Raw genomic sequence first — 23,177 nt, 5'->3', positions numbered from 1 at the left:
ACGCCGTCCCCGGTCCGCATCAAAACATACGGGCCCCCTTGATAGACTTCTATACCAAAGTATGGGGACGCCCGGTGTGCATCGTTCCTTCGGACGGAAAAGGCGCGTACCCGCAGTCGAATTCCCGGGTTCCCCGCGGTCCGTACCTTTCCGGTCATGAATCCCAGGAAATATTCCCGACGTTTCACCCGGGCCGGAGTCCCCGCCGCACCGCGGCCGGTGACCCGGGTCGCCGTCGTACTGGCCGCCGTCGCCTCCATCGCCTCCATCGCCGTGACCAGCGGATGCAGCACCCTCCACGGAGTGACGTCACCGGCCGACGCACGCGCCGCCGCCCAGCGCGCGGCCCGGGCCGGCAGCCACCGCCCCGCCCCCGACTGCACCGTCGAGAAATGCGTGGCGCTCACCTTCGACGGAGGGCCCGGCGCCACCACGCCGAAACTGCTGGACATTCTCGCGGAGAAGACGGTCCGCGCCACGTTCTTCGTCCAGGGGAAAGGCCACACGGACACCTATCCGCAGACCCTGCGGCGCATGGCGCGCGATGGCCACGAAATAGGCAACCACACCTGGTCGCACAAGGTGCTCACGGAACTGGACGCGCGGCAGGTGAGCGACGAACTGACCCCGGTCCAGAACGACGTCCGCAGGATCACCGGACACGCCCCCACCCTGATGCGCCCACCGCAGGGCCGCACCGACGACGACGTCTCGGCGGTCATGCGGGAACTCGGCCTGGCCCAGGTGCTGTGGAGCGTCACCGCGAAGGACTACGCCACGACCGACACCGCGCTGATCACCCGGCGGGTCCTGGACCAGACGAAGCGCGACGGGATCATCCTCCTCCACGACCGCTACCGGGGCACGATCCCCGCCGTCCCCGGGATCGTCGACGCCCTGCGCCGCCGGGGCTACGTCCTCGTGACCGTCTCCGAGCTGATGGCTCCCGCCGTACCGCGCCCCGGCACGGTCTACCGGCCGTGACGGTGGCCCTGGCGTCTGCGGCCCCGGCCGCGCCCCCGCCCCGCCCGGAGGGTCAGCGCTTGCGGCGGGTGCGGGCGGCGACGACGACGGCGGCGAGGCCGGTGACCGCGATGAAGCCCATCGCGACGAGGAAGACCGGTGACGTCGGCGTCGCGGCGCGGCTGCCGGCGATGACGTAGGCCGCCGTGTTGGGCACGCTTCCCAGCGCCGTGGCCAGCAGGAAGGGCGCGAGGCGCATCCGCGAGACCGCCGCGCTGTAGTTGGCCGCCGCGAACGGCACCCCGGGGAAGAGCCGCATCGCCAGCATCGTGCGGAAACCGTGCTCGCTGAGCTGGCGGTCCGCGGCGAGCAGCACCCGGCCGCGGAGCAGCGGGCGCAGCGCGTCCCGCCCGAGGAGGCGGCCGAGGACGAAGGCGAGGCCGGCACCGAGCACCGTGCCGGCGAGGGCCGCGGGCACTCCCGCCTGGGCACCGAAGAGCGCTCCCGCGCCGACGTTGAGCAGGGGGCGCGGTACGAAGGCGAGGGCGCAGAGCCCGTAGCCGGCGGCGAAGAGCACCACGGCCGCGGCGCCCGTGAGTTGCGCGGGCCAGCCGTGCGCGAGCAGCCGCTGGGGCTCCCACACCAGCACCGAGGCCGCGGCCCCGGACAGGAGGACGACCAGCAGCGCCAGCCGCGCCCACGACGCCGGTCGCGAACGCGGTCGGGAGAGGACGGTGACCTCGGACATCCTGCGAGCCTAGCGGAGGAGGATGTCGCTCCGGTGCCGCCGCGTACCGTAGGGCCATGGCCCCTCCCGCCCCGGTCCTGCCGGACAGCGCCCTCGCGGACCTCGTGCTGCCCCGGCTGAGCTCGGCGTACGGTGCCGCCGCCGACCCGGTGCGGGCCGCCTCGGCGGCGGCGTACATGCGGGACGCGTTCCCGTTCCTCGGTATCGCCACGCCGGCCCGGCGTACCCTGTCCCGCGCCGTGCTCGCGGGCACGCCGCGCCCGGACGAGGGGGACTGCACGGCCGTCGCCCTGCGTTGCTGGGCGCTCCCCGAACGGGAGTACCGCTACTTCGCCGTGGACTACCTGCGCCGTCATGTGGGGCGCTGCTCACCGGACTTCCTCGGCACGGCCCGGCACCTGATCACGACGGAGCCGTGGTGGGACACCGTCGACCTGCTCGCCGCGCACGTCGTCGGACGGCTCGTGGCCGCCGGCCCCGCCCTGGTGGACGTGATGGACGAGTGGATCACCGGCGACGACCTCTGGCTCGCCCGCACCGCGCTGCTGCACCAGTTGACGTACAAGGCGGACACCGACCCCGCCCGGCTGTTCCGCTACTGCCTGCGTCAGGCGGACCACCGGGACTTCTTCATCCGCAAGGCGATCGGCTGGGCACTGCGCGCGTACGCCCGCACCGATCCCGGCGCCGTGCGGGCGTTCCTCGCGGAGTCGGGGGAGCGGCTGTCGCCGCTGTCGGTACGAGAGGCGGGGAAGCACCTGTGAGCGGGGGCGACGGGCGCGGCCGGGTGCGCCGCAGCTACGACACCGTGGCCGAGGAGTACCGGGAGCGCATCGGGACCGAGTTGGCGTACAAGCCGCTGGACCGGGCCCTGCTGGCGGCCCTCGCCGAGCAGACCGCGGACGGCGCGCCCGTGGCGGACCTGGGGTGCGGCCCCGGCCACGTCACGGCGTGGCTCGCGGCGCGCGGGGCGCGGACCGTGGGCATCGACCTGTCGCCGGGAATGGTCGCGCTCGCCCGCCGCGAGCACCCCGGGGCCGAGTTCCGCGAGGGCGACCTGCTCCGCCTCCCTGCGGCGGACGGCGAGTTCGGGGCGGTCGTCGCGCTCTACGCGGTGGTCCATCTGACGCCCGGTGAACTGCGGGCGGCGTTCGGCGAGATGCGGCGCGTGCTGCGCCCTTCCGGGCGGGTGCTCGTGGCCTTCCACGTCGGGACGGAGATCCGGCACGTGACGCAGTGGTGGGGGCACGAGGTCGACGTCGACTTCCACTTCCACGACCCCGGGACGGTCACCGAGGCGCTGACCGACGCCGGGTTCGAGGTGGAGGCGCGGCTGGAGCGGGCCCCCTACCCGCAGGAGACGGAGACCCGGCGCGCCTACGTCCTCGCCCGCGTCGGCGGGGCGTGAGGCGGGCCGCCGGAAAATCGTTCGACCGACGGCCGTGCCGTACCCGATCATCGACGGCATGTCCCGGTACGCCTTCAGCGCAGATACGTCCGCAGTCGCGGACGCGCTGCAGGCTGCCCCGGCACAGGCTTTCTCGGCCAACGCGTTCGGCGGCGCCCGAATCTGACCCTTCCCGGACAGTCCGGCGGACCCCGCAGGGGGAGGGTCGGCACGGTCCAGGGGTCCCGCACGCGAGGCGATGAATCGACTTACCGAGGAAGCAACATGCCCAAGCAGGCGTACGTGCGCACCAAGCCGCACCTCAACATCGGGACGATGGGTCACGTCGACCACGGCAAGACCACGCTGACCGCCGCCATCACGAAGGTGCTCAGCGCCCGCGGCTCCGCCGCGTTCGTGCCGTTCGACCGGATCGACAAGGCCCCGGAGGAGGCCGCTCGGGGGATCACGATCACCATCGCGCACGTCGAGTACGAGACGGACACGCGGCACTACGCGCACGTCGACATGCCCGGTCACGCCGACTACGTGAAGAACATGATCACGGGCGCGGCCCAGCTCGACGGGGCGATCCTCGTCGTCTCCGCCCTCGACGGCGTCATGCCGCAGACCGCCGAGCACGTGCTGCTCGCCCGCCAGGTCGGCGTCGAGCACATCGTGGTGGCGCTCAACAAGGCCGACGCCGGCGACCCCGAACTCACCGACCTGGTCGAGCTGGAGGTGCGCGAGCTGCTGTCCGCCCAGGGCTACCCCGGCGACACGCTGCCCGTCGTCCGGGTGTCGGGCCTGCGGGCGCTGGAGGGCGACCCGCGATGGACGTTGGCGATCGAGGCGCTGCTCGACGCGGTCGACACCCACGTGCCGATGCCGCACCGCTACACCGACGCACCCTTCCTGCTGCCGGTGGAGAACGTGCTGACCATCACCGGGCGCGGCACGGTCGTCACCGGCGCGGTGGAGCGGGGCACGGTCCGCGTCGGCGACCGCGTGGAGGTGCTCGGCGCGGGGACGGCGAGCGTGGTGACGGGTCTGGAGACCTTCGGCAAGCCGATGGACGAGGCCCAGGCGGGCGACAACGTGGCGCTGCTGCTGCGTGGGGTGGCCCGGGACGTGATCCGGCGGGGCCACGTGGTGGCCGCGCCGGGCAGCGTCACGCCGAGCCGCCGGTTCCGGGCGCGGGTCTACCTGCTGCCGGCCGCCGAGGGCGGGCGGCGCACCGGGATCGCCAGCGGCTACCGGCCGCAGTTCTACGTCCGCACCGCCGACGTCGTCGGCGACGTGGACCTGGGCGAGGTGGGGGCGGCCCTGCCGGGGGCGACCGTCGACATGACGGTCGAGCTGGGCCGGCCGGTGCCGTTGGAGCCGGGGCTCGGCTTCGCGATCCGTGAGGGCGGCCGCACCGTCGGCGCGGGCACCGTCACGGCGCTCGCCGAGTGAGCGCGGGGGTCCGGGGGTTCCGCCCCCGGGCCCCGTCGTGTGCTGGGACAATTGCGGCGTGGAGGACGACGGACGCATACCCGTGACCCAGGACGTGGACTTCGGCGCGGCCAGGCTGCTGCCGGACGTGGACCGGCCCGCGGGCTGGCTGCTCACGGTCGACGGGGCCCCTCAGTCGTACGTGGACCTGGACGACCCCACCTACCTGGAGTTCGAGTACGCGCGGCGCCTGGCCTACGTGCTGGACGAGGCCGCGCCCGAGGGCGCGCCGCTGGACGTCGTCCACCTGGGCGGCGGCGCCCTGACGCTGCCCCGCTACACCGCCGCGACGCGGCCCGGTTCGCGGCAGCGGGTCGTGGAGGCCGACCGGGCGCTCGCCGCGCTGGTCGCCGCCCGGCTCCCGCTCGGGCGTGGCGGTGACGGCGTGGCGATCACGACGGACGACGCCCGTGCATGGCTCGAGGCCGCCCCGGACGCTTCGGCGGACGTCGTCGTGGCGGACGTCTTCGGCGGTTCGCGGGTGCCGGCGCACCTGACCTCGTACGAGTTCGTCACCGAGACGGCCCGCGTGCTGCGTCCCGGCGGGGTGTACCTGGCGAACCTCGCCGACTCGGCGCCCTTCGACTTCCTGCGGCCGCAGATCGCGGGCCTGCGCGAGCTGTTCGGCCAGGTGTGCCTGATCGCCGAGCCCGGGGTGCTGCGGGGCCGCCGCTTCGGCAACGCCGTGCTGGCCGCGAGCCGCGCCCCGCTGCCGGTGGACCGGATCGCGCGGCGTACCGCGTCCGACGTCTTCCCCGCCCGCGTGGTGGCCGGCGACGCTCTGGAGGTGTTCGGACGGGGGGCGCGGCCGGTCTACGACAAGGACGCGGTGCCCTCGCCGATCCCGCCCGAGGGTTCCTTCGGCGTCGGCTGACCGCCCCGCGCGACCGTCCGCCCGCCCTCGGGGTCGTCCACGCGCCGCAGCCGCCGCACCTCGGGGAGGGTGAGCACCGCGCCCGTGAGCAGCACCGTCAGCCCCGCGCAGCCCCACAGCGCCCCGTTCAGGCCGAAGGCGTCCGCGGCCGGGCCCGCGAGCGCCGTGCCGATCGGCATCATGGAGACCGAGCCGAACCAGTCGTAGGCCGCGACGCGGGAGAGCTTGTCCTCGGGGATCTCCTGGTGCAGCGCCATCATCCAGGCCACGCCGAACACCTCGATCGACAGGCCGGCGACGAGCATCGCGCAGGCCAGCAGCGGCACCGGGAGCGCCAGGGCCAGCGCGGCGGCGGGCAGCGAGAACGGGAAGACGCAGAGCACCCCGGCGAGCAGGATGCGGCGCGGCCGCCAGCGCAGCATCAGCAGCCCGCCCAGCAGGTTCCCGACGCCGAACGCGGCCAGGGCCGCGCCCCACGGCCCGGCGCCGCCGAGGTGCTCCCGGGCCACGAGCGGCCCGTACACCGCGTCGGCGGCCGTGAACACGGCGTTGACGACCGAGAACTGCACCACGATGCCCCACAGCCAGCGCCGTGAGACGAACTCCCGCCAGCCGTCGCGCAGATCGCCCAGCAGACCGCCGCGCAGACCGCCGCCGCGCCGCTCCGCGCGGTCGCGCAGCGTCGCCGGGGACACCCGCAGCAGCGCGCGCAGCCCCGCCGCGACCGCGAAGCACGTCGCGTCCACCGCGAGGACCCAGCCCGGTCCGGCGAGGGCGACCAGTGCCCCGGCGAGCGCGGCGCCGCCGACGTTCGCCCCGTTGACGCCGAGCCGGAACACCGCGAAGGCGCGGCCCGCGTGGGCGGAGTCGACGGTCGAGAGCAGCATCCCCTCGTTGGCGGGGGCGAAGAAGGCCTGCCCGGTGCCGCCCAGCGCGGAGAGCACGGCCATGTGCCAGATCTCGGCCCGGCCGGTCAGCACCAGGACCGCGAACAGGCCCTGCGAGACCGTGTTCAGGCAGTTGGCGGCGACCATGACCCGGTGCCGCGGCAGCCGGTCCGCGACCGCGCCCCCGATGAGCAGGAAGACGACCAGGGGTACCGTCCGCGCTGCGGCGACCAGTCCGATCTCCGTACCGCCGCCGCCGGTCTGCAGGACCGCGAACGCCGACGCGACGACGGCGCCCGAGGCGCCGAGCCCGGTCACGAAGGCGGAGGCGGCGAGGAGCCGGAAGTTGCGGCCGGCCCAGTCCGGGAAGCGCGGCCGGTGGGGAACGTGGCGTTTCACCCGGGGACTATCGTCGCTGGGCCGTTTCCTTGGCAAACCCATTTCCGGCCGACAGCCGGGCCGGGCCGGGCCCGAGCCGGCCGGATCGGGCTACGGCCTCGCCCTCGCCCTCAGCCGACCAGCCGGACGCTGTCGCGGACCTTGGCCACCGTCCCGGCGTCGACCGCGCCCGCGTAGCCGCTGTCCACGACCAGCAGCCAGGAGCGGACCTCCTTGTCCTTGCCGAGGAAGGTGAAGCTGTACGAGGTGCCGTCGGCCGCGCACGAGCCCTTCATCCCGGTCGCGCGCGTGGAGGCGATCCAGCCGGGCACGCCCTGGGCGTTGGTGTAGGCGCGGGGGGCCGCCTCGGTCAGCTTGGTGCGGCCCTCCTTGTTGTACTTGCCGTACGCCCAGTTGTAGGCCTCGTTGGCGGCCTCGGACTTCAGGCTCTTGGCGCCCTTGCCGCCCTTCACGCCCGCCAGGCCGCGCTCGTCGGTGCCGCACCACTTCTCGTCGAGGACGGCCGCGCCCCCGGTGACGACGCGGTTGTCGTCCCACTCGTAGCCGATGAGCAGGCCCTGCGGCTTGACCGTCCAGCCCTTGGGGACGTCGTAGGCGACGCCCATGTCACTGCGCACGACGGTCTGCCAGCCGGGGACCACGGGCTTGATCGTGTCCTCGCCCGGGTTGCCGCGGGCGTCGTCCGGGCCCGGGCCCTGCTCACCCCCCTCGCCCTCCTCGCTCCCCGACGCGGAGGGCGAGGGGGCGGGGGAGTCCGGGGCGCTTTCCGAGGCGACCGGCGAGCGGCTGCCGGACGGGCCGGCCTGCGGGCCCTTGTCGTCGCCGGTGAGCTTCACCGCGACCAGGACACCGGCGGCGACCACCGCGACCGCGGCCACCACCGACACCGCGACCACCGCGCCCCGCCGCCCCCCGGGCGGCTTCGGCCCACCCGGCACCGGCCCCGGCGGGGGCCCCCACAGCTGCGGAGGCTGCTGGTAGGCCGGGTGCTGCTGCGGCTGGTACGGGGCGGGCTGCTGCTGCCCCCACTGGGGCTGGTTCTGTGGGGGCTGCTGCGGATACTGCGGTTCCCCCGGCTGCTGCTGTCCTGGCCACATGGCTGGAAACACTAGGGGTTGTGCGGCCGCGGTTCCATGGAAGCGATGATTACCTGCTGGTAACATCCGGCCATGTCCGAGAACCAGCCCCAGATAGGCGAGCTCATGGCGGCCACCGTGCCGATGGCCGCCACCCTCAGCATCGAGTTCCTGGAGACCACCGCCGAGCGCGCCGTGGTCCGCCTCCCCGACCAGCCCGCCTACCACAACCATGTCGGCGGCCCCCACGCCGGCGCGATGTTCACCCTCGCCGAGACCGCCAGCGGCGCCGTCGTCCTGGCCGCCTTCGCCGACCAGCTCTCCCGCGCCGTCCCCCTCGCCGTCCGCGCCGAGATCGGCTACAAGAAGCTCGCCATGGGCCCGGTCACCGCCACCGCCCAGCTCGGCCGCCCCGCCGCCGACGTCATCGCCGACCTCGACAAGGGCGAGCGCCCCGAGTTCCCCGTCACCGTCGCCCTCGCACGCGAGGACGGCGCCGTCACGGGCGAGATGACCATCGTGTGGACCCTCCGCCCCAACTCCTGAGCGACGCCCGGGTGCCGCACCCCGGTGCCCGACCGGGCGCCGGGACGGGCATCGCGAATCCGTTGCGAACTCGCCCGCCCCGCACGCGCAACTCCCCTGTTGACGCCGGACGCGTCCGGTTCCAAGATCGTGGCTTCTGCGGTCTTCGTGCGGCCGGAGCGGTTCCGGTTCCATGTCCCGGCTCAGGCCACACGGGGTCACGGAGCGACCCGAGAGCCTGGAGGGCTGCCCCCATGTCGTACCTGATCGTCGGCTTCGTCAGCCTGTACGGCGGCGTCCGGGCACTGTGGCTCCGACGGCGGCAACTGGGCCCCGAGGCGGCGCGGTCCTCGTCGGTGATCCTGCGGCCGGGGGTGCTGGCCGTCCTCGCGGGTCTCGCTCTCGCCTGCGGGGTGTTCCTGCTGGCCGACGGGATCCTCGTCATGGCGCAGGGCTGAGCCCGCGGGGTCCGGCCCGCGGCGACACGCTGATGCCCACGTCGGATACGCTGCAACGACGTGCGCGCACCGGCGCGCCGACCGACATCCGACCGCCCTAGGGGGAGGAAGCGGCCTTGCACGTCCAGGAGTGGCTCGGCACGATCCCGCCGGTGAGCGTCTACCTGCTGGTGGGCCTCGTGATCGGCCTGGAGAGCCTGGGCATCCCGCTGCCGGGCGAGATCATCCTCGTCAGCTCGGCCCTGCTCGCCTCCCAGGGGCACGTGGACCCGTGGGTGGTCGGTGTCTGCGCCTCGGCGGGGGCGATCGTGGGCGACTCGATCGGCTACGCCATCGGCCGGCGCGGCGGGCGGCCGATGCTGGACCGGCTGGGGCGGCGCTTCCCCAAGCACTTCTCGCCGGCGCACATCGCGGCCGCCGAGGCGTCGTTCACGCGCTGGGGCATGTGGGCGGTGTTCTTCGGGCGCTTCGTGGCGCTGCTGCGGATCTTCGCCGGCCCGCTGTCGGGCGTGCTGAAGATGCCGTACTGGAAGTTCCTGGTCGCCAACGTCCTCGGCGGCATCGTGTGGGCGGGCGGCACCACGGCCGTCATCTACTACGTGGGCATCGTGGCCGAGCCGTGGCTCAAGCGCTTCTCCTGGATCGGCCTGGCGGCCGCCGTGCTGATCGGCCTCGGCTCGTTCCTCGTCGTGCGGCGCCGTGCCAAGGCCGCGGCGAAGGCCCACGAGGCCGCGCCGGAGGCGGACGCCGTGGCGGCGGCCGCCGACTGAGCGGTCGGCCCCGGGGCGGTCAGTCCCGGGCGAAGGCGGCCCGGTGGGCGTCGGCGAGCTGGACGTAGTGCTCGGCGTTGATCCGGACCATCTCGCGCTCCTCGGTGGTCAGCTCACGGCGCACCTTCGCCGGTACGCCCGCCACCAGCGACCCCGGGAGCACCCGCATGCCCTGGGGGACGAGCGCACCCGCCGCGACGAGCGAGCCGGTGCCGATGTGGGCGCCGTTGAGGACCGTGGCGCCCATGCCGATTAGCACGTCGTCCTCGACGACGCAGCCGTGCAGCACAGCGTTGTGGCCCACCGTGACGCCCGCGCCGATCACCGCGGGGAACCCGGGGTCGGCGTGGACCGTGGAGTTGTCCTGGACGTTGCTGCCCTCGCCGACGCTGATCGACTCGCAGTCGCCGCGCAGCACCGTGTGGTACCAGACGCTCGCGCCGGCGGCCAGCGTCACGTCGCCCAGCACCACCGAGGTCGGCGCGGTGAAGGCGGCGGGGTCCAGGTGGGGCGTACGCCCGGCGACGTCCGCGATCAAGGCTCTCTCCGTCATGGGGATCACCGTAGTCCGGTGATTGCGCCCCTCGCGTGGCGGGTAGCGCGTACTGCGTGCTGAAGTTCTCCGACGAAGTGATCATCGCGCTGGAAACCGGTGCCCCGGTCGTCGCCCTCGAGTCGACGATCATCTCCCACGGCCTGCCCCGTCCCCGCAACCACGAGGTGGCGCTGGAGCTGGAGGCCGCCGTGCGCGAGGCCGGCGCCGTCCCCGCGACGATCGCGGTGCTGGACGGCGTGCCGTGCATCGGGCTCGACGGGAAGGGCCTGGAGCGCATCGCCGGCGACGAGGGGATGCGCAAGCTCGGCCACCGCGACCTGCCCGTCGCGGTCGCCACCGGCGCCAGCGGCGCCACCACCGTCTCCGCCACGGCCTTCCTCGCCGCCCGCGCCGGGCTGCGCGTCTTCGCGACCGGCGGACTGGGCGGCGTGCACCGGGGCTGGACCGAGGAGCAGGACGAATCCGCCGACCTGAGGCTGCTCGCGGGCACCAGGATCACCGTCGTGTGCGCCGGGGTGAAGTCGATCCTCGACGTGCCCGCCACCCTGCAGCGCCTGGAGACCCTCGGCGTCACCATCGTGGGCTACGGGACGAGCGAGTTCCCCGGCTTCTACCTCAGCGGCTCCGGGCAGCCCGTGGACTGGACGGTCGGCACGCCCGACGAGGCCGCCTGCGTCATGGCCGCCCAGGACGACCTCGACGGGCCGCCGTCCGCCGTGATCCTCGCCAACCCCGTGCCGGAGCACGAGCAACTCGACCCGGCCCTGCACGACCGCGTGCTGGCGCAGGCGCTGGCGGCCGCCGAACGCGAGGGCGTCACGGGGCAGGCCGTCACGCCGTTCCTCCTCGGTCACCTCGTCGAGCACACCGGCGGGGCCAGCCTGGAGGCGAACCTCGCCGCCGTGCGCGGCAACGTCCGCCTCGCCGCGCGGGTCGCCGTCGCGTGGACGGAACGCGGCGCACATCACATCTGATCGCCCGGCCGCGCCGCGGCGCCCTCGGTACGGTGAGCGGGTGCCGAAAAACGAGAACCTGTTCTCCTCCGCGGCGGCCTGGCGTCGCCGGGCCGTCTCGCGTCTGGTGCACCGCGGCTGGCGGTGGGTCCAGGACGCGGGTGCCGTCTCCGCCGAGCGCCCCGGGCCCTTGCGCTTCGGCCGGATCGGCGCGGGCACCCGGCTGGCGTTCCCGCAGGGGACGGTCTTCGGCGAGCGGTGGATCCACCTCGGCGAGTGCTGCATCATCGGCGAACAGGTCACGCTGACGGCCGGGATGATGCCCGGCCTCGACCTCGGCCCCGACCCCGTCGTCCGGCTCGGCAACGGCGTCGTCCTCGGCCGCGGCAGCCACGTGATCGCCTCCCGGCCGGTCGTGTTCGGCGACGACGTCTACTGCGGGCCGTACGTCTACGTGACGAGCGACAACCACTCCTACGACGACCCGCACGAGCCCATCGGCCGCCAGTGGCCGCGCTCGGCGCCCGTCGAGATCGGCTCGGGGAGCTGGCTCGGCGCGGGCGCGGTGGTCCTGCCGGGGGCGCGGATCGGGCGGAACGTCGTCGTCGCGGCGGGGGCGATCGTGCGGGGCGAGGTCCCCGACCACTCGGTGGTGGCGGGCGCGCCGGCGCGGGTCGTCCGGCGCTGGACGCCCGAGCGGGGGTGGGAGCCGCCGCTGCGGACGCCCGCCCCGGTGCCGGTGCCCGCCGGCGCGACCCACCAGCAGCTGGCCGCGCTCGCGGGGCTCGACCCGGAACTCCTCGCGGGATTGGAGGAGAAGCTGGCCTCCGAGGCGTGACCGGTCCGGGCGTGCGCGGCGCCTCTTGCCGAAACGGCACGGAACGTTGCCTCCACCGGCGGCCGGAGTGATCGTGCCGCCATGGACGAGAACAAGAGCGGCATCGGCGGGAACGGCATCGAGGCACCGGGCGGCGTGTGGGACGTCGTGGTCGTCGGGGGAGGCGCCGCCGGTCTGTCCGGCGCGCTGACCCTGGCACGGGTGCGGCGGTCGGTGCTGGTGATCGACGCGGGCGAGCCCCGCAACGCCCCGGCCGCCGCGGCACACGGACTGCTGGGACGCGACGGCATCGCCCCCCTGGAACTGCTGCGGAGGGGGCGGGAGGAGGTCGCATCCTACGGCGGCCGCGTCGTCGCCGGTAGCGTCACGGCGATCCACCGCGACGGTGGCCGCTTCGGGGTCGAGTGCGCGGACGGACGGCGGACGGCGGCCCGGCGGGTCCTGGTGACCTCGGGCCTGGTCGACGAACTCCCGGACGTGCCGGGCCTGGTGGAGCGATGGGGCAGGGACGTGGTGCACTGCGTGTTCTGCCACGGCTGGGAGGTCCGGGACACCGCGGTCGGGGTGCTTGGCAGCTTCCACCAGGCCCTGCTGTTCCGGCAGTTGTCCGAGGACGTGACGCTGTTCCTGCACTCCGGCACGAATCTGACGGACGATCAGTGGGAACAGCTCGCCGGGCTGCGCGTCGGCGTCGTCGAGGGCGCCGTGACCGGTCTGGAGACCGACGACGCGGACCGGCTGGCGGGGGTGCGCCTCGCCTCCGGGCAGGTGATACCGGTCCGCGTGCTCGCGGTCGCCCCTCGCTTCACGGCACGGGCGTCCTTCCTCGGCGGTCTCGGCCTGGCCGTGCGGGAGCATCCGGCGGGCTTCGGGGAGCAACTCGCGGTGGATGCCTCCGGCTTCACCGGCGTCGACGGCGTGTGGGCCGCGGGGAACGTCGGCGACCTGATGGCGGGCGTTCCGGCTGCGGCGGCGGCCGGGACGACCGCGGCCGCCGCGATCGTCATGGACCTGCTGACGGACGACGCCCGTGCGGCCGCCCGGGCCCGGCGGCCCGCCGGCACCGGGGTTTTCAGCGGGCGGACGGAGGCGGAGGTCACGCGGCGCGTGCTCGGGGTGCGCCGGCACGGCCTGGACCCGCTGACGGGGGCGTGAACCCCCCGTCACCCCGGTCGCCCCGGCCTCAGGCGGTGCGGGCCCGCAGATGGGCCCGCTCGCCCTGGCGCCCGAACAGGACGAGCAGTTCGACGGGGTCATCGCCGTCGGGGCCGAGCCGGTGCGGGACGTGCGTGTCGAACTCGGCGGCCTCGCCGGGCTTCAGCACCACGCGCCGGTCGCCGAGGAGCAGCAGCAGGCGTCCGGCCAGGACGTAGACCCATTCGAAGCCCTCATGGGTCTTCAACTCGGGCTCCGTGCCCGGGTGCGGCGGGATCAGCAGCTTGTGCGCCTGGATCCCGCCGGGTCGGCTCAGCGGCACGTACGTCAGACCGTCGCGGGTGACCGGCCGGAGGTGGATGCGGGGATCTCCGGTGCGGGGCGCGCCGACGAGCTCGTCGAGCGGCACCGAGTGGACCTCCGCCAGGGTCAGCAGCAGCTCCAGGGTCGGCTTGCGGCTCCCGCCCTCGAGGCGGGACAGGGTGCTCTCGTTGATCCCCGTCCGCTCGGCCAGCTCGGCCAGGGTCATGCCGCGGCGGCGCCGCAGCTCCCGCAGCCGGGGCCCGACGGCGTCCAGCACCTCTTTCCTCGTGACGTCCACGCCCCCAGGTTGCCGAAACGGCAGGGGGGATTGCAAGTGCGGCAAGCGGCGGGCGGGCGGTGCGCCGTCAGCCGGCCGCCAGCAGGACCGATCCCGCCAGGGCGAGGCCGGCGCCGGCCGCCTGGACGGGGCGGAGCCGCTCCCCGAGGACGCCCCGGGCGGCGAGGGCGGTGACGACGGGGTACAGGGAGGCCAGCACCGCCGCCACCGCGACGGGGCCGTGGTGCGCCGCCAAGGCGTAGGAACCGTTGGCCGCCACGTCCGCGAGGCCCACGAAGGCCAGTGCGGGCAGGCTGCGCCACACCGTCGGCAGGCCGCCCTCGGGGAGCGACGGTGCACCCCGCCGCACGGAGACCGCGAGGGCCGCCCCGCCCACGGCGACGTTGCAGACGCGCTGGACGAACAGCGCCAGGAAGAGCCCGGTCACGGTGTGGGAAGCCTCCGCCACGAGCGACATGACCGCGCCGAAGCCGAAGGCCGCGACCAGGGTCATGGCCACCGCCTGCCGCTGTACGGGCGCCCCGCGCAGCTCGGGCCCGCCGGCCAGGACGATGCCCACGACGGCCACCGCGATGCCCGCGTACTGCACGGTCCCGGGGCGTTCGCCGAGCAGCAGCCCCACGCTCACCGGGACCGCCACCCCCACCGTGGCCAGCGGCGAGACGACGCCCATGGGGCCGAGGGCGAGCGCGCGGTAGAAGCAGAGCATGGCGACCGGGCCGATCAGCCCCGCGGCCACGGCGAACCACAGGTGCGGGGAGGCCTCGCTCCAGCCGCCCGTCGCGACCACGACCGCGCCCAGCACGACGGCGGCCACGCCCTGCGACACGACGACCACGGTGAGCGCCGGGAAACGGCGGGTGAGGAGCCCGCCGCCGAAGTCGGCGAGACCCCACAACAGGCTGGTGGCCAGGGCGAAGACCGCGGTCATGGGGCTCCCTCGCAGTACAGTACGGTGAACAGTGCAGTACACCCCACAGTAGTACAGTGAAGTGAACTCCAGCATTCATCATATTGGACGGTACGGTGCCGGACCTCGACCTGATCGCCCAGTCGCTCGCGCGCAACGTCAAGCGTCTGCGCCTGGAACGGGGATACAGCCTCGACGCGCTCGCGGCCCGCGCCGGCGTCAGCCGCGGCATGCTGATCCAGATCGAGCAGGCGCGCACCAACCCGAGCCTGGGCACCATCGTCCGCATCGGGGACGCGCTCGGCGCGAGCCTGGTGAACCTGCTGGACTACGCGGACGGGCCCAAGGTGCGGCTGGTCCCCGCCGACCAGGCCGTCGAGCTGTGGAGCACCCCCGCCGGCAGCCGCGGTCTGCTGCTGGCCGGCGGGCAGGCGCCGGGACCGCTGGAGATGTGGGCCTGGCGGATCATGCCGGGCGAGGGCCACGACTCGGACGCGCATCCGCCGGGCACCGTCGAACTGATCCGGGTGGACAAGGGTGAGCTCACCCTCGTCGTCGACGGGCAGGAGCACCGCGTGCCCGCCGGGACGACCGCCAGCTTCGAGGCCGCGGCGCCGCACGGCTACCGCAACCGGGGCACCGAGGTGACGGAGATGACGCTGGCCATCTCCGTCCCCGCCCCCCAGTGAGACGGCGCCGCCAACTCCCGGGATTTGTTAGCGTTCCGGACATGCGCGCACCCATCGGCACCTTCACCGACGTCCACCCCGCCGTGGAGAAGCTCGACCTGCTTCCGGCCCCCGTCGCGGCCGCACTGACCGCCTGGAGCGGGCAGGTGCCCGTCGAGGAGCTGCTGCTGGTCGACACCGACCCGGAGAAGGCGGACACCGCGGTCTTCACCGAGACGTACGGGGTCGCCCTGGAGCAGTCCGCGAACTGCGTGGTCGTCGCGGGCAAGCGCGGCGGGGAGGTGACGCTCGCCGCCTGCGTCGTCCTCGCCACCACGCGGGCCGACGTGAACGGCCTCGTGCGGCGTCATCTCGGCGTGCGCAAGGCCTCGTTCGCGCCGATGGACACCGCCGTGGGCGAGAGCGGCATGGAGTACGGCGGCATCACCCCGATCGGGCTGCCCGCCGACTGGCCGCTGCTGGTCGACGCGGCGGTCGCGGACACCCCGTACGTGATCATCGGCAGCGGCCGCCGGCGCGGCAAACTGCTCGTGCCCGGCAAGGCGCTGGCCTCGCTGCCGGGCGTGGAACTGCTGGAAGGGCTGGGACTCCCCGCGTGACGGATCTGCTGGACCGCCTGGAGCGCTACTACGACGCCGTGCCCCGCGCGGGCGCCCGCGCCGAGGAGCACGGCCCGCTCACCCTCTTCGTCCGCGAGGGCGTCGGCTGGCCCTTCTACGCCCGCCCGACGCCCGGCGCCGACGGCACCGTCGGCCGGGCCGACGTCGACCGGGTCCGGGCCCGCCAGCGCGAGCTGGGCGTGCCCGAGTGCTTCGAGTGGGTCGCGGAGACCACCCCCGGCCTCCGGGAGGCGGCGCAGGCGTCCGGCCTGGCCGTGCACGAGCACCCGCTGATGGTGCTGGATCCGCTCGTCCCGTCCCCGCCGCCGCCGGAACTCCCCGCGGACGTCGGCGTACGGCTGCTCCGGCCCGGTGACCCCGCGCTGCCCAGCGCGCTCACCGTCCCGCACCTGGCCTTCGCGCAGCCCGGCACCGCCGTCGGCACCGCCGGGCGGGCGGAACTCGCCGCCGCGCTCCCGCTGCACGCCGCCCCGGGACTCGTCGCGACCGCGGAAGCCCGACTGCGGGCCGGGCTCACCGTCCACGCCGCGGCCGTCGAGGACGGCACCGCGCTGTGCGCGGGCCAGTACAACCCCGTGGGCGAGGTCTGCGAGATCGTCGGCGTGGGCACCCTGCCCAGCGCCCGCCGCCGCGGCCTGGCCCTCGCGGTCACCGGCGCGCTCGTCGCCGAGGCCCGTGCGCAAGGGCTGACCACCGTGTTCCTGTCGGCGGGCGACGAGGCCGTCGCCCGGATCTACGCCCGGCTCGGCTTCCGCCGGGTCGGCACGGCCCTCATCGCGGAGCCGTCCGCCCCCTGACCGGCCGCCGCGACAGGTCCAGCGACAGCGGGATCGAGTGCTCGGCGAACCCCAGGCTGCGGTAGAGCGGTTCCGCCTCCGGGGTCGCGTGCAGGTCGACGCGGGTCACGCCCTGTTCCGCGAACCACGCGAGCAGGGCCCGCGTCGTCGCCCGCGCGTACCCCAGGCCGCGGTAGCGGGTGTCGGTGCAGACGTTGAAGACGAAGCCGAACCGGCCCGCCGGGTGCCCCGGCGCGGGCAGCCGCTCCTCGACCCGGCCCACCGCGCACGCCGCCAGGTGCGGCCCGTCCGCGACCGCGGGGTCGCCGTCCACCACGAACGCCCCCAGCCACCGCGCGCCGCCCCCGCCGAGCTGCTCGCGCGCCCGCTCCTGCGCGGCCGCCTCCCAGGGACCGGGCTCGTCCCGCCCGCTCATGGCCAGGAACATCAGCCGCCGCAGCCGTACCAGCTCGGCGGCGTCATCGGGTCGGGCAGGGCGTACGGGACCGGGCATGTGCGCACGCTACAACAGGGCATCAGGCCCTACGCAGCGGATTTCCGGCGCGTCCGTCGGCACCGCCGCGAGGTCCCCAAGGAGGGCGGTGCGGGCACGACGGTTGTCCGCGACGACGCGGCCGCCTTTGTCGACCAGGTCGGCTTTCCCCGGAGGCGGGTCGGGTGTTGCCGCTATTCCGGGAACACGAGAGCGCGGCTGCGGCCGCCGAGCGCATCATCGCGCCGACGCGGGGGCAGCGTGCGGTGTGCCGAGCAGAGTCCGGCCGGCGGTCTTCGACGGTCCCGAGTCGAGGCGAGCTGTCACGGAAGTGTCGACCGCGCGGTCGGCACCGCCCTCCGCCGGCTACACTTCCGCCATATGACCAGCCCGGATCCAGTCGCTCCCTTTCTCGAGAACCCCCGCATCTTGGACCTTTTTGCCGGTCCTGGTGGTCTCGACGTGGCCGCGCACATGCTTGGTGTGCCCTCGCTCGGAATCGAGTGGGACAGGAACGCCTGTGAGACGCGTTACGCCGCAGGGCTTGAGACGTGGCACGCGGATGTCAGCACGGTGCGCCGGGAGCGGTTCCACGAGCTGCCGAAGGACTTGAACGTCCTGGCCGGCGGGCCGCCGTGTCAGACGTACTCGGTCGCGGGCAACGGGGCGGGTCGCAAGGCTCTGGAAGAGGTCAAGAAATTCATCCGGGAGTTGGTGGACGGTGTCGACGACGCCGTGATCGACAAGCAGTTGGAGGAACTGCACGGTGACCCTCGCACCGCCCTGGTCCTGGAGCCGCTCAGGTATGCGATCAAGGCTCTCACCTGCCCCAACCGGGACGGGCGACCGTTCGACGTGATCGTCTTGGAGCAGGTGCCCGGGGTGAAGGCCTTGTGGAAGGTCTACAAGGAAGTCTTGGAAGCAGGCCTGCCGGGCAAGGACGGCGAGCGCGTCAAGTACGAGGTGGCCAAGGTCGAGACACTGCACACCGAGGCATACGGTGTGCCCCAAACCCGGCGCCGCACGATCCTGGTGGCCCGGCTGGCCAAGTACGGCGTTCCCGAGCTGCCCGACGCCAAGCACCACACCTACAACCCGCACCATCCCACGAGGGGTGGGCGCATGGACGTGAAGGTCGTGGCAGGCGCTGTACAGGAGCAGTTGCCGATGCCGGATTCCGGAGCGACGCACAAGGCGGACAAGGCGGACAAGCCTGCGCTCGAACCGTGGGTCTCCATGGGCGAAGTGCTGGGTACGGAGGCCAGGCCCGGGGGCCGTGAGATTCCTTTCGAGATCGTGTCGAACTACGGCAGCGGCGGAGACCCGAAGAACCGCGGCATCCGCACGGACAAGCAGCCGGCCTTCACCGTCACCGGAAAGGTGTCCCGCAACGCGGTATGGCGCAGCAAGACCATGGAGATTGAGCATGACCCGCCTCGCCTGACCATCGCCGAGGCCGGCATCCTTCAGACATTCCCGCCCGACTACCCTTGGTCGGGCGGCGACCAGTCGCAGCAGGTGGGCAATGCCGTGCCCCCGCTGTTCGGGATGTACGTTCTGGCGGCGGCGCTTGCTCTGTCGCCCGCGCCGGAGGCACGGCTGAGGGACGACTGGCCCGGCGCCACCGACGAGGATCGCGCCACTCTCCGCAAGAAGGGCTGCGGGGATCCGGACCGCTGTGGTCCCGATTGCCCGAAGCCCGAGGCTTAGTCCTCTCCTTCGGCCTCTCTCGACTCCTCCCGTCCCCGCACCGGGGCGTCCGCGAAGAGGTCGGAGAAGTAGTCCACCAGCGTGCTCACGGAGATCGCCGGCGCCGGTTCCTCCTCGGGGCCGGTCGGGAGCGCGGAGCGGGACACCTGGCGTGCGGTCTCGGCGTCGTCGATCCAGTCGAGCAGCGGGCGGGACTCGCGTTCGGAGTCCGGAGCGATCACGTCGTACATCAGCGTCGCCGCGGAGGCGTTGACGGCTCCGACCAGCGCGTTGACCTCACGACCGGTGGTGATCACGCCTTTTGCGACCAGCCGGAGAATCGCCTGAGCGCTGGGCCGGTGGTTGATCACGGTCATGCGCAGGGCGGTGTTGAGGATGTCCTGGTTGCCGCACGCCGTGACGACGGGGTCGTAGTCCGGTCCGTCGCGGAAGAGTTCGGCCGCCCACCACAGACGGGCGAAGACCTGCTTGTGGTACTGCCCCCGGAAGCGTTCTGCCGCCACCTTGGCGGCCTTGCCGTTCGTCGCTTCCGACAGGTGCCTCCAGATCACGTAGTCGGGAGCGACCCCGAGGGCAAGGTAGTTCCACAGGCCGGGGTCGGCTGCTTCGCGGCGGGTGAGCCGGAGAGCCGCATGCAGCCGGGGAGCCAACCAGGCATCGGCTTGGGTGGCCTTGAGCCCCTTGTTCTCGCAGTAGGCCCTGGCGTCCTCGACCAGCTCTCGGACGGGCCGGACGTCACCGCGCCGGTCATCGTGCGGCAGCGGTTCGGTGACCCCGTTGAGTTTGATGACCGCCACGTCCTCGCGGCCGGAGAGGACTCCTTCGGTGAGGAAGTCCCCGGCGTCGGCGTTGGAGAGCAGCGCCAGGCGTTCCGGGAAGTAGCTGGGCCGGGCGGTCATTCGTCATCCCCCTGCGTGAGTCGTTCGAGGTCGCGGATGGTGGTGGAGAGCGTCCGGGGGACACCCGCGCGCCTGGCGGCGGCGAAGTGGATCCGGGGCTGGAGCTCTCCCCAGCCGGTCGCGGACGGGGCGGTGCGGGCCGCGTGAACCTCCCGCAGGGCGTCCTCCGGCTCGTGATCGGGGTACATGTCGGGGAGCATCTCCCGGAGCACTTCGCCTTGCCAGCCGTGTGGGAACAGCGGCGTCCCGTCCTCCTCGGTCTCCAGATCGCCGACGGCTGAGTGGAAGACGGCTGTCCAGACCTCGGAGCACATCTGGGCGAGGATGAGTTCACGGACGGTCTTCTCCGCACCGTTGCCCCCGTCCGCACCGATCAGGTCGCCGAGACCGTCGAAGTCCGTGTTGACGCGTACGACGGGGATCCGTCCGGTGGTGTCGACCAGCCAGGGGGAGTCCTTGAAGCGCTGGAGCCGGCTCGCCCCCGAGGAGAAGCCGACCATCTTGACGTCGAGCTCACGGGCGAGTGAGGGCGCGGCCTCGATGACGTCAACGAACCACTCCATGTCCGAGGTGCCGATCACTCGGCCGGGGACGCCGTCCACGGTGGCGACGACGTGAACGGAGAGTGAGGCGCGATCGAGGAGGTCGCAGCGGTGGATGTACAGCTCGGCGGTCCGCTCGCGACCGTCCTCGGAGACCGGGGACAGCTCCACGGACGTACGGGAGTTGGTGGCGCGCTCGGTGAGCACCGCGAGGACCTTGACCTCCGACCAGGGTCCTTCGGGATCCATCGCCTTGGCCGGGAGGCCCGCGGAGAGACGGAGCCGGGCCTGGGCCCAGTCGGGGCGATCCTCGTCGGGTCCGAGGGCCACGACGCGTTCGACGGTGGAGACGTACTTGCTCTCCACGTCCTCCCAGGACTCGCCCTCGGCCTTGACCTGGGCGCTCTCGACGCGCCAGGACACATTGCCGGTCAGTCGACGGTAGGGGTAGACCTTCACGCCTGCTCCCCCTTTCCGACGCGCAGTTCCACGACGAGACCGGTGAGTTGGGCCCGGACCGGGTGACGGGACACGTCAGTGACCCCTCTGAAGACGGCCTTGCGGCTGCCCGGGATCAGATGCAGGGCGCCGTCGACGACCTCGCAGCCGCTTACGGCGACGAGTTCCTTCCAAGGGGCCGCGGGACGGGGCCCGGAGCGCACGTCGAACTTGGCGATCGGCGAGAGCGGACGGTCCGTGTCGACACTCGGGGACACCCGCAGATCGACCGTGACGGACCAGGCCCCGGTCTCGTCGATCAGCGCGTCCACGTTGTCCAGCTCGGGCAGGGCCGCGGCTCCTGTGGGGCGCGTCTTCTTCGCGGCGGTGCCCACCTTGAGGCGGCCGGCGATCTTTGCTTCGCCGCCGTTCCGGCGCTTGGCACGAGGAACGGCGACCAGGTCGCGCACCGTGCTGTTGGCGGCGGTCGTCAGGGCGGCGATGCGCCGGTAGGCGGAGGGGGAGTAGGTGAGGCGGAGCTCCTCGGTCTGACCCCACTTGTTGTGCTCGGGCGGTTCGGAGGCGCGCAGGAACTCTTCGGCGGCCTCGGCCCCCGGGGCATCCTGCCCCGCCGCTCGGCCGGTGAGGAGGATGGCCTGGAAGGGGTTGGTGCCGACGGGGAGGTTGCCGACGGAGCTGTCCTTGACGGTCATCCGGTTGCCCCGCATGGAGACCAGTCGGTTCGGGCGGCCATCGGCGTCCTCGGCGTGGGTGACCAGCAGCACCGCCTCGTGAGGCACGCTTCCCCGCACCTGGCCTCCGTGCAGGGGCACGTTCAATTGCACGGTGGCGCGGGCGACCTGGCCCGGAGCGGAGAGACGGTCGACCGTGTCGCCCTCCAGGTACGCACGCAGGGCGCGGGTGCGGGAAGGCTGCGTGACGGCAGGATCCACGTGCTCCTCGGCGATGAGGACCTCGCCGTTGCGGTACGTGCGGACGGATGCCTCCAGGTGCGGCTTGTGGTCGCCGCCACCGGTCATCGCGGCCCAGAAGTTGCGGCCGAGCGCGTCGACGAGTCGGGCGTGCATGCGGTGGACGGAGTCGTCGTCCTCGGTGGTCTCCTCCTCGTCGACGGTACCGGTGACGGTCGCCAGGCTGGCGACGTCGTGGGCGCCGACGATGAGGAAAGAGGTACCGGGAGCCCCACTCTCGCGTGTGAGGTGGAGCTTCTCGACCGTCTCCTCGTCGGCCCACCAGGAGCGGGCCACGTCGGTCGACTTGGCGTCCGGATCCGGACGTCCGAACCAGGCGGGTCCCGCGAATTCCCGGCCGTCGACTTCGCGCCAGGGGAGGTCGAGCCGGCCGATCAGACGGCGTTCGGTACGGCCCTCATGGGGTTCGGACAGGGTGGAGTTGATCAGGACGAGGCCGAGACGGCTGGTGGCCCAGAGGGTGGCCTTGCCCAGGCCGTAGGAGCCACCGGCTCCGGAGTCCTCCTTGTGACTGTCGAGTTGGCGGCGAACGACGGCCGCGAAGAGTCCGTTGTCGTAGTCGTCGCCGGTCAGACCGGTGGCGTTGTAGTCGTCGACGCGGAGCAGCACCAGGCGATCGTGCTGGTACATGTCGTGGAGTCCGGCCGCGATCGTGCGGGAGACCTTGCCCTGTTTGCCGCTCTCGGCGGTCAGAGCCTCGTAGTGGGGGAGCAGCCGTTCCCAGTCGATGGCCTCGCGGAAGCGGGCAAGGGTTTCGCCGGTGAGTTCGTGCAAGGTGTAACGGACCCGGACGGGCTCGGCGCGGTCGAGGCGCGCGTCGACGCTGTTCTGGGTGGCCTCGCGCGCGAGGACCGAGACGTCGGCCTCGAACGCGAACGCGGCGGCGTTGCCATACTCGCGACCTCCGTCGGCGTAGGCGGGACGGTGGTACCAGGAGACCGGCAGCCCTGCCTGGGCGTCGGTACTGCGGGTGTGGATCGTCGCCAGGTCGGTCTGGAGGACCTCGGCGATGCGCTGGATGGTGTCGTCCCTGGGAACCGAGCGGCCCACGATCCAGGCCGAGACGGCGGCCCGGGTCATGCCGAGTTCCTCCGCGAGATCCGCCTGGCTCTTCCTGGCGTTCTTGAGCTGGCGCGCCAGCCAGGGACCGAAGTCCTCAGCCGCCTTCACGTCCCACCTGCTTCCCCTCGGGCCATTGGATGAGAGCCACCGTAGCGCACCGCTGTTGACGCCGCGCCGGCCTGTCAAAAGTTCTTTGACGTGTGGGTGGTGGTCGTTCGGCTGACATGTCGGCCCAATCAAAAATGGAACTTGGAATTCCGCCCGGTTTGTGCCGGAATCGGGGATTTTCGGGTGGCGCGGCGAATGATTTTCACTCGAAGAAGACTGCTTGCGCGGCGTTGAGATGTCGTGGTTGACTT

At 73.1% G+C, this 23,177-nt stretch carries 25 protein-coding genes; 15 read left to right on the top strand and 10 right to left on the bottom strand.

Annotated features, from left to right (window positions below; translation table 11 throughout):
• The first annotated feature begins 156 nt into the window (after nucleotides 1-156).
• Entirely contained in the window at nucleotides 157-984 is an 828-nt protein-coding gene (locus PV410_RS15770) for a polysaccharide deacetylase family protein (protein WP_500324996.1), read from the top strand.
• Nucleotides 985-1,036: 52 nt separating this feature from the next.
• Here the strand turns inward: PV410_RS15770 and PV410_RS15765 are convergent, their stop codons facing one another.
• Complete coding sequence (locus PV410_RS15765; protein WP_499510441.1) at nucleotides 1,037-1,711, bottom strand: TVP38/TMEM64 family protein; 675 nt, start codon at nucleotides 1,709-1,711, stop codon at nucleotides 1,037-1,039.
• Between the two features lie 56 nt (nucleotides 1,712-1,767).
• Between PV410_RS15765 and PV410_RS15760 the strand changes: the two genes are divergently transcribed.
• The 4 genes from PV410_RS15760 (at nucleotide 1,768) to PV410_RS15745 (ending at nucleotide 5,469) form a co-directional block, all read left to right on the top strand.
• Nucleotides 1,768-2,475: a DNA alkylation repair protein gene (locus PV410_RS15760; RefSeq protein ID WP_500324994.1), complete on the top strand. Its 708-nt coding sequence runs from the start codon at nucleotides 1,768-1,770 to the stop codon at nucleotides 2,473-2,475.
• Nucleotides 2,472-3,119 carry a class I SAM-dependent methyltransferase gene (locus PV410_RS15755; RefSeq protein ID WP_500324992.1) on the top strand — a complete coding sequence of 216 codons (648 nt, stop codon included), beginning with the start codon at nucleotides 2,472-2,474 and terminating at the stop codon, nucleotides 3,117-3,119. Before PV410_RS15760 ends, PV410_RS15755 begins: the two co-directional genes overlap by 4 nt.
• Nucleotides 3,120-3,383: 264 nt before the next feature.
• Entirely contained in the window at nucleotides 3,384-4,556 is a 1,173-nt protein-coding gene (gene tuf / locus PV410_RS15750; protein ID WP_500324990.1) for an elongation factor Tu, read from the top strand.
• Between the two features lie 58 nt (nucleotides 4,557-4,614).
• On the top strand, nucleotides 4,615-5,469 hold the full coding sequence (locus PV410_RS15745) for a spermidine synthase (RefSeq protein WP_500324989.1): 855 nt from the start codon (nucleotides 4,615-4,617) through the stop codon (nucleotides 5,467-5,469).
• Here PV410_RS15745 and PV410_RS15740 read toward each other — a convergent pair.
• Nucleotides 5,409-6,797, bottom strand: coding sequence for an MFS transporter (locus tag PV410_RS15740; protein ID WP_500324988.1), 1,389 nt, complete (start codon nucleotides 6,795-6,797; stop codon nucleotides 5,409-5,411). The two genes, PV410_RS15745 and PV410_RS15740, sit on opposite strands and share 61 nt — an antisense overlap.
• A 68-nt stretch (nucleotides 6,798-6,865) precedes the next feature.
• Nucleotides 6,866-7,852 carry a DUF8017 domain-containing protein gene (locus PV410_RS15735; RefSeq protein ID WP_500324987.1) on the bottom strand — a complete coding sequence of 329 codons (987 nt, stop codon included), beginning with the start codon at nucleotides 7,850-7,852 and terminating at the stop codon, nucleotides 6,866-6,868.
• A 72-nt stretch (nucleotides 7,853-7,924) separates the two neighbouring features.
• Between PV410_RS15735 and PV410_RS15730 the strand changes: the two genes are divergently transcribed.
• The 3 genes from PV410_RS15730 (at nucleotide 7,925) to PV410_RS15720 (ending at nucleotide 9,584) form a co-directional block, all read left to right on the top strand.
• Entirely contained in the window at nucleotides 7,925-8,377 is a 453-nt protein-coding gene (locus PV410_RS15730) for a DUF4442 domain-containing protein (RefSeq protein WP_500324986.1), read from the top strand.
• A 233-nt stretch (nucleotides 8,378-8,610) separates the two neighbouring features.
• The gene (locus PV410_RS15725) at nucleotides 8,611-8,814 is read left to right on the top strand and encodes a hypothetical protein (protein WP_500324985.1); all 204 of its coding nucleotides are present in this window, start codon (nucleotides 8,611-8,613) and stop codon (nucleotides 8,812-8,814) included.
• A gap of 116 nt (nucleotides 8,815-8,930) precedes the next feature.
• The gene (locus PV410_RS15720; RefSeq protein ID WP_500324983.1) at nucleotides 8,931-9,584 is read left to right on the top strand and encodes a DedA family protein; all 654 of its coding nucleotides are present in this window, start codon (nucleotides 8,931-8,933) and stop codon (nucleotides 9,582-9,584) included.
• Between the two features lie 19 nt (nucleotides 9,585-9,603).
• Here PV410_RS15720 and PV410_RS15715 read toward each other — a convergent pair whose 3' ends face one another.
• Complete coding sequence (locus tag PV410_RS15715; protein ID WP_500324982.1) at nucleotides 9,604-10,137, bottom strand: gamma carbonic anhydrase family protein; 534 nt, start codon at nucleotides 10,135-10,137, stop codon at nucleotides 9,604-9,606.
• Between the two features lie 56 nt (nucleotides 10,138-10,193).
• Here PV410_RS15715 and PV410_RS15710 point away from each other — a divergent pair, with 56 nt between their 5' ends.
• The 3 genes from PV410_RS15710 to PV410_RS15700 all read left to right on the top strand — a co-directional run bounded on the left by PV410_RS15710 (nucleotide 10,194) and on the right by PV410_RS15700 (nucleotide 13,086).
• Entirely contained in the window at nucleotides 10,194-11,114 is a 921-nt protein-coding gene (locus tag PV410_RS15710; RefSeq protein ID WP_500324980.1) for a pseudouridine-5'-phosphate glycosidase, read from the top strand.
• A 40-nt stretch (nucleotides 11,115-11,154) separates the two neighbouring features.
• Nucleotides 11,155-11,931, top strand: coding sequence for an acyltransferase (locus tag PV410_RS15705; protein WP_500324978.1), 777 nt, complete (start codon nucleotides 11,155-11,157; stop codon nucleotides 11,929-11,931).
• Nucleotides 11,932-12,012: 81 nt separating this feature from the next.
• Nucleotides 12,013-13,086, top strand: coding sequence for an NAD(P)/FAD-dependent oxidoreductase (locus tag PV410_RS15700; protein WP_500324977.1), 1,074 nt, complete (start codon nucleotides 12,013-12,015; stop codon nucleotides 13,084-13,086).
• A 28-nt stretch (nucleotides 13,087-13,114) separates the two neighbouring features.
• Here PV410_RS15700 and PV410_RS15695 read toward each other — a convergent pair whose 3' ends face one another.
• A complete protein-coding gene (locus tag PV410_RS15695; RefSeq protein WP_500324975.1) occupies nucleotides 13,115-13,687 on the bottom strand; it encodes a cupin domain-containing protein in 573 nt (190 codons plus the stop codon).
• Nucleotides 13,688-13,754: 67 nt separating this feature from the next.
• Nucleotides 13,755-14,618 carry an EamA family transporter gene (locus tag PV410_RS15690; protein ID WP_500324973.1) on the bottom strand — a complete coding sequence of 288 codons (864 nt, stop codon included), beginning with the start codon at nucleotides 14,616-14,618 and terminating at the stop codon, nucleotides 13,755-13,757.
• A 95-nt stretch (nucleotides 14,619-14,713) separates the two neighbouring features.
• Between PV410_RS15690 and PV410_RS15685 the strand changes: the two genes are divergently transcribed.
• The 3 genes from PV410_RS15685 to PV410_RS15675 are packed head-to-tail and all read left to right on the top strand — an operon-like array spanning nucleotide 14,714 to nucleotide 16,703.
• Nucleotides 14,714-15,286 (top strand): helix-turn-helix domain-containing protein, encoded by a 573-nt coding sequence (locus tag PV410_RS15685; protein ID WP_499516750.1) that lies wholly within the window; start codon nucleotides 14,714-14,716, stop codon nucleotides 15,284-15,286.
• A gap of 41 nt (nucleotides 15,287-15,327) precedes the next feature.
• The gene (locus tag PV410_RS15680; RefSeq protein ID WP_500324972.1) at nucleotides 15,328-15,885 is read left to right on the top strand and encodes a YbaK/EbsC family protein; all 558 of its coding nucleotides are present in this window, start codon (nucleotides 15,328-15,330) and stop codon (nucleotides 15,883-15,885) included.
• The gene (locus tag PV410_RS15675; protein WP_500324970.1) at nucleotides 15,882-16,703 is read left to right on the top strand and encodes a GNAT family N-acetyltransferase; all 822 of its coding nucleotides are present in this window, start codon (nucleotides 15,882-15,884) and stop codon (nucleotides 16,701-16,703) included. The genes PV410_RS15680 and PV410_RS15675 overlap by 4 nt, the downstream gene beginning before the upstream one ends.
• Here PV410_RS15675 and PV410_RS15670 read toward each other — a convergent pair.
• Complete coding sequence (locus tag PV410_RS15670; RefSeq protein WP_500324968.1) at nucleotides 16,678-17,196, bottom strand: GNAT family N-acetyltransferase; 519 nt, start codon at nucleotides 17,194-17,196, stop codon at nucleotides 16,678-16,680. The two genes, PV410_RS15675 and PV410_RS15670, sit on opposite strands and share 26 nt — an antisense overlap.
• A 360-nt stretch (nucleotides 17,197-17,556) precedes the next feature.
• Between PV410_RS15670 and PV410_RS15665 the strand changes: the two genes are divergently transcribed.
• The gene (locus tag PV410_RS15665; protein ID WP_500324966.1) at nucleotides 17,557-18,885 is read left to right on the top strand and encodes a DNA cytosine methyltransferase; all 1,329 of its coding nucleotides are present in this window, start codon (nucleotides 17,557-17,559) and stop codon (nucleotides 18,883-18,885) included.
• Here PV410_RS15665 and PV410_RS15660 read toward each other — a convergent pair.
• From PV410_RS15660 to PV410_RS15650, 3 genes are read right to left on the bottom strand one after another with little or no spacing between them, the layout of a single operon-like run.
• Nucleotides 18,882-19,784: a DUF6339 family protein gene (locus tag PV410_RS15660; protein ID WP_500324964.1), complete on the bottom strand. Its 903-nt coding sequence runs from the start codon at nucleotides 19,782-19,784 to the stop codon at nucleotides 18,882-18,884. The genes PV410_RS15665 and PV410_RS15660 overlap by 4 nt on opposite strands.
• A complete protein-coding gene (locus tag PV410_RS15655) occupies nucleotides 19,781-20,785 on the bottom strand; it encodes a hypothetical protein (RefSeq protein ID WP_500324962.1) in 1,005 nt (334 codons plus the stop codon). Before PV410_RS15655 ends, PV410_RS15660 begins: the two co-directional genes overlap by 4 nt.
• Nucleotides 20,782-22,926, bottom strand: a complete 2,145-nt coding sequence (locus PV410_RS15650; protein ID WP_500324960.1) for a helix-turn-helix domain-containing protein — start codon at nucleotides 22,924-22,926, stop codon at nucleotides 20,782-20,784. Before PV410_RS15650 ends, PV410_RS15655 begins: the two co-directional genes overlap by 4 nt.
• Nucleotides 22,927-23,177 lie beyond the last annotated feature (251 nt).

Origin of the sequence: Streptomyces sp. PA03-5A (genome assembly GCF_033792725.1) — a bacterium.
GTDB lineage: Bacteria > Actinomycetota > Actinomycetes > Streptomycetales > Streptomycetaceae > Actinacidiphila.
This window is presented reverse-complemented; position numbering and strand designations above follow the sequence as displayed.

What these genes read in the sequence shown, in the direction of transcription:
- PV410_RS15680 (WP_500324972.1), top strand. Translation starts at nt 15,328, where the DNA reads ATGCGCGCACCCATCGGCACCTTCACCGACGTCCACCCCGCCGTGGAG.
- PV410_RS15765 (WP_499510441.1), bottom strand. Translation starts at nt 1,711, where the DNA reads ATGTCCGAGGTCACCGTCCTCTCCCGACCGCGTTCGCGACCGGCGTCG.
- PV410_RS15690 (WP_500324973.1), bottom strand. Translation starts at nt 14,618, where the DNA reads ATGACCGCGGTCTTCGCCCTGGCCACCAGCCTGTTGTGGGGTCTCGCC.
- PV410_RS15760 (WP_500324994.1), top strand. Translation starts at nt 1,768, where the DNA reads ATGGCCCCTCCCGCCCCGGTCCTGCCGGACAGCGCCCTCGCGGACCTC.
- PV410_RS15700 (WP_500324977.1), top strand. Translation starts at nt 12,013, where the DNA reads ATGGACGAGAACAAGAGCGGCATCGGCGGGAACGGCATCGAGGCACCG.
- PV410_RS15660 (WP_500324964.1), bottom strand. Translation starts at nt 19,784, where the DNA reads ATGACCGCCCGGCCCAGCTACTTCCCGGAACGCCTGGCGCTGCTCTCC.
- PV410_RS15725 (WP_500324985.1), top strand. Translation starts at nt 8,611, where the DNA reads ATGTCGTACCTGATCGTCGGCTTCGTCAGCCTGTACGGCGGCGTCCGG.
- tuf (WP_500324990.1), top strand. Translation starts at nt 3,384, where the DNA reads ATGCCCAAGCAGGCGTACGTGCGCACCAAGCCGCACCTCAACATCGGG.
- PV410_RS15770 (WP_500324996.1), top strand. Translation starts at nt 157, where the DNA reads ATGAATCCCAGGAAATATTCCCGACGTTTCACCCGGGCCGGAGTCCCC.
- PV410_RS15730 (WP_500324986.1), top strand. Translation starts at nt 7,925, where the DNA reads ATGTCCGAGAACCAGCCCCAGATAGGCGAGCTCATGGCGGCCACCGTG.
- PV410_RS15740 (WP_500324988.1), bottom strand. Translation starts at nt 6,797, where the DNA reads ATGGGTTTGCCAAGGAAACGGCCCAGCGACGATAGTCCCCGGGTGAAA.
- PV410_RS15670 (WP_500324968.1), bottom strand. Translation starts at nt 17,196, where the DNA reads ATGCCCGGTCCCGTACGCCCTGCCCGACCCGATGACGCCGCCGAGCTG.
- PV410_RS15735 (WP_500324987.1), bottom strand. Translation starts at nt 7,852, where the DNA reads ATGTGGCCAGGACAGCAGCAGCCGGGGGAACCGCAGTATCCGCAGCAG.
- PV410_RS15665 (WP_500324966.1), top strand. Translation starts at nt 17,557, where the DNA reads ATGACCAGCCCGGATCCAGTCGCTCCCTTTCTCGAGAACCCCCGCATC.
- PV410_RS15715 (WP_500324982.1), bottom strand. Translation starts at nt 10,137, where the DNA reads ATGACGGAGAGAGCCTTGATCGCGGACGTCGCCGGGCGTACGCCCCAC.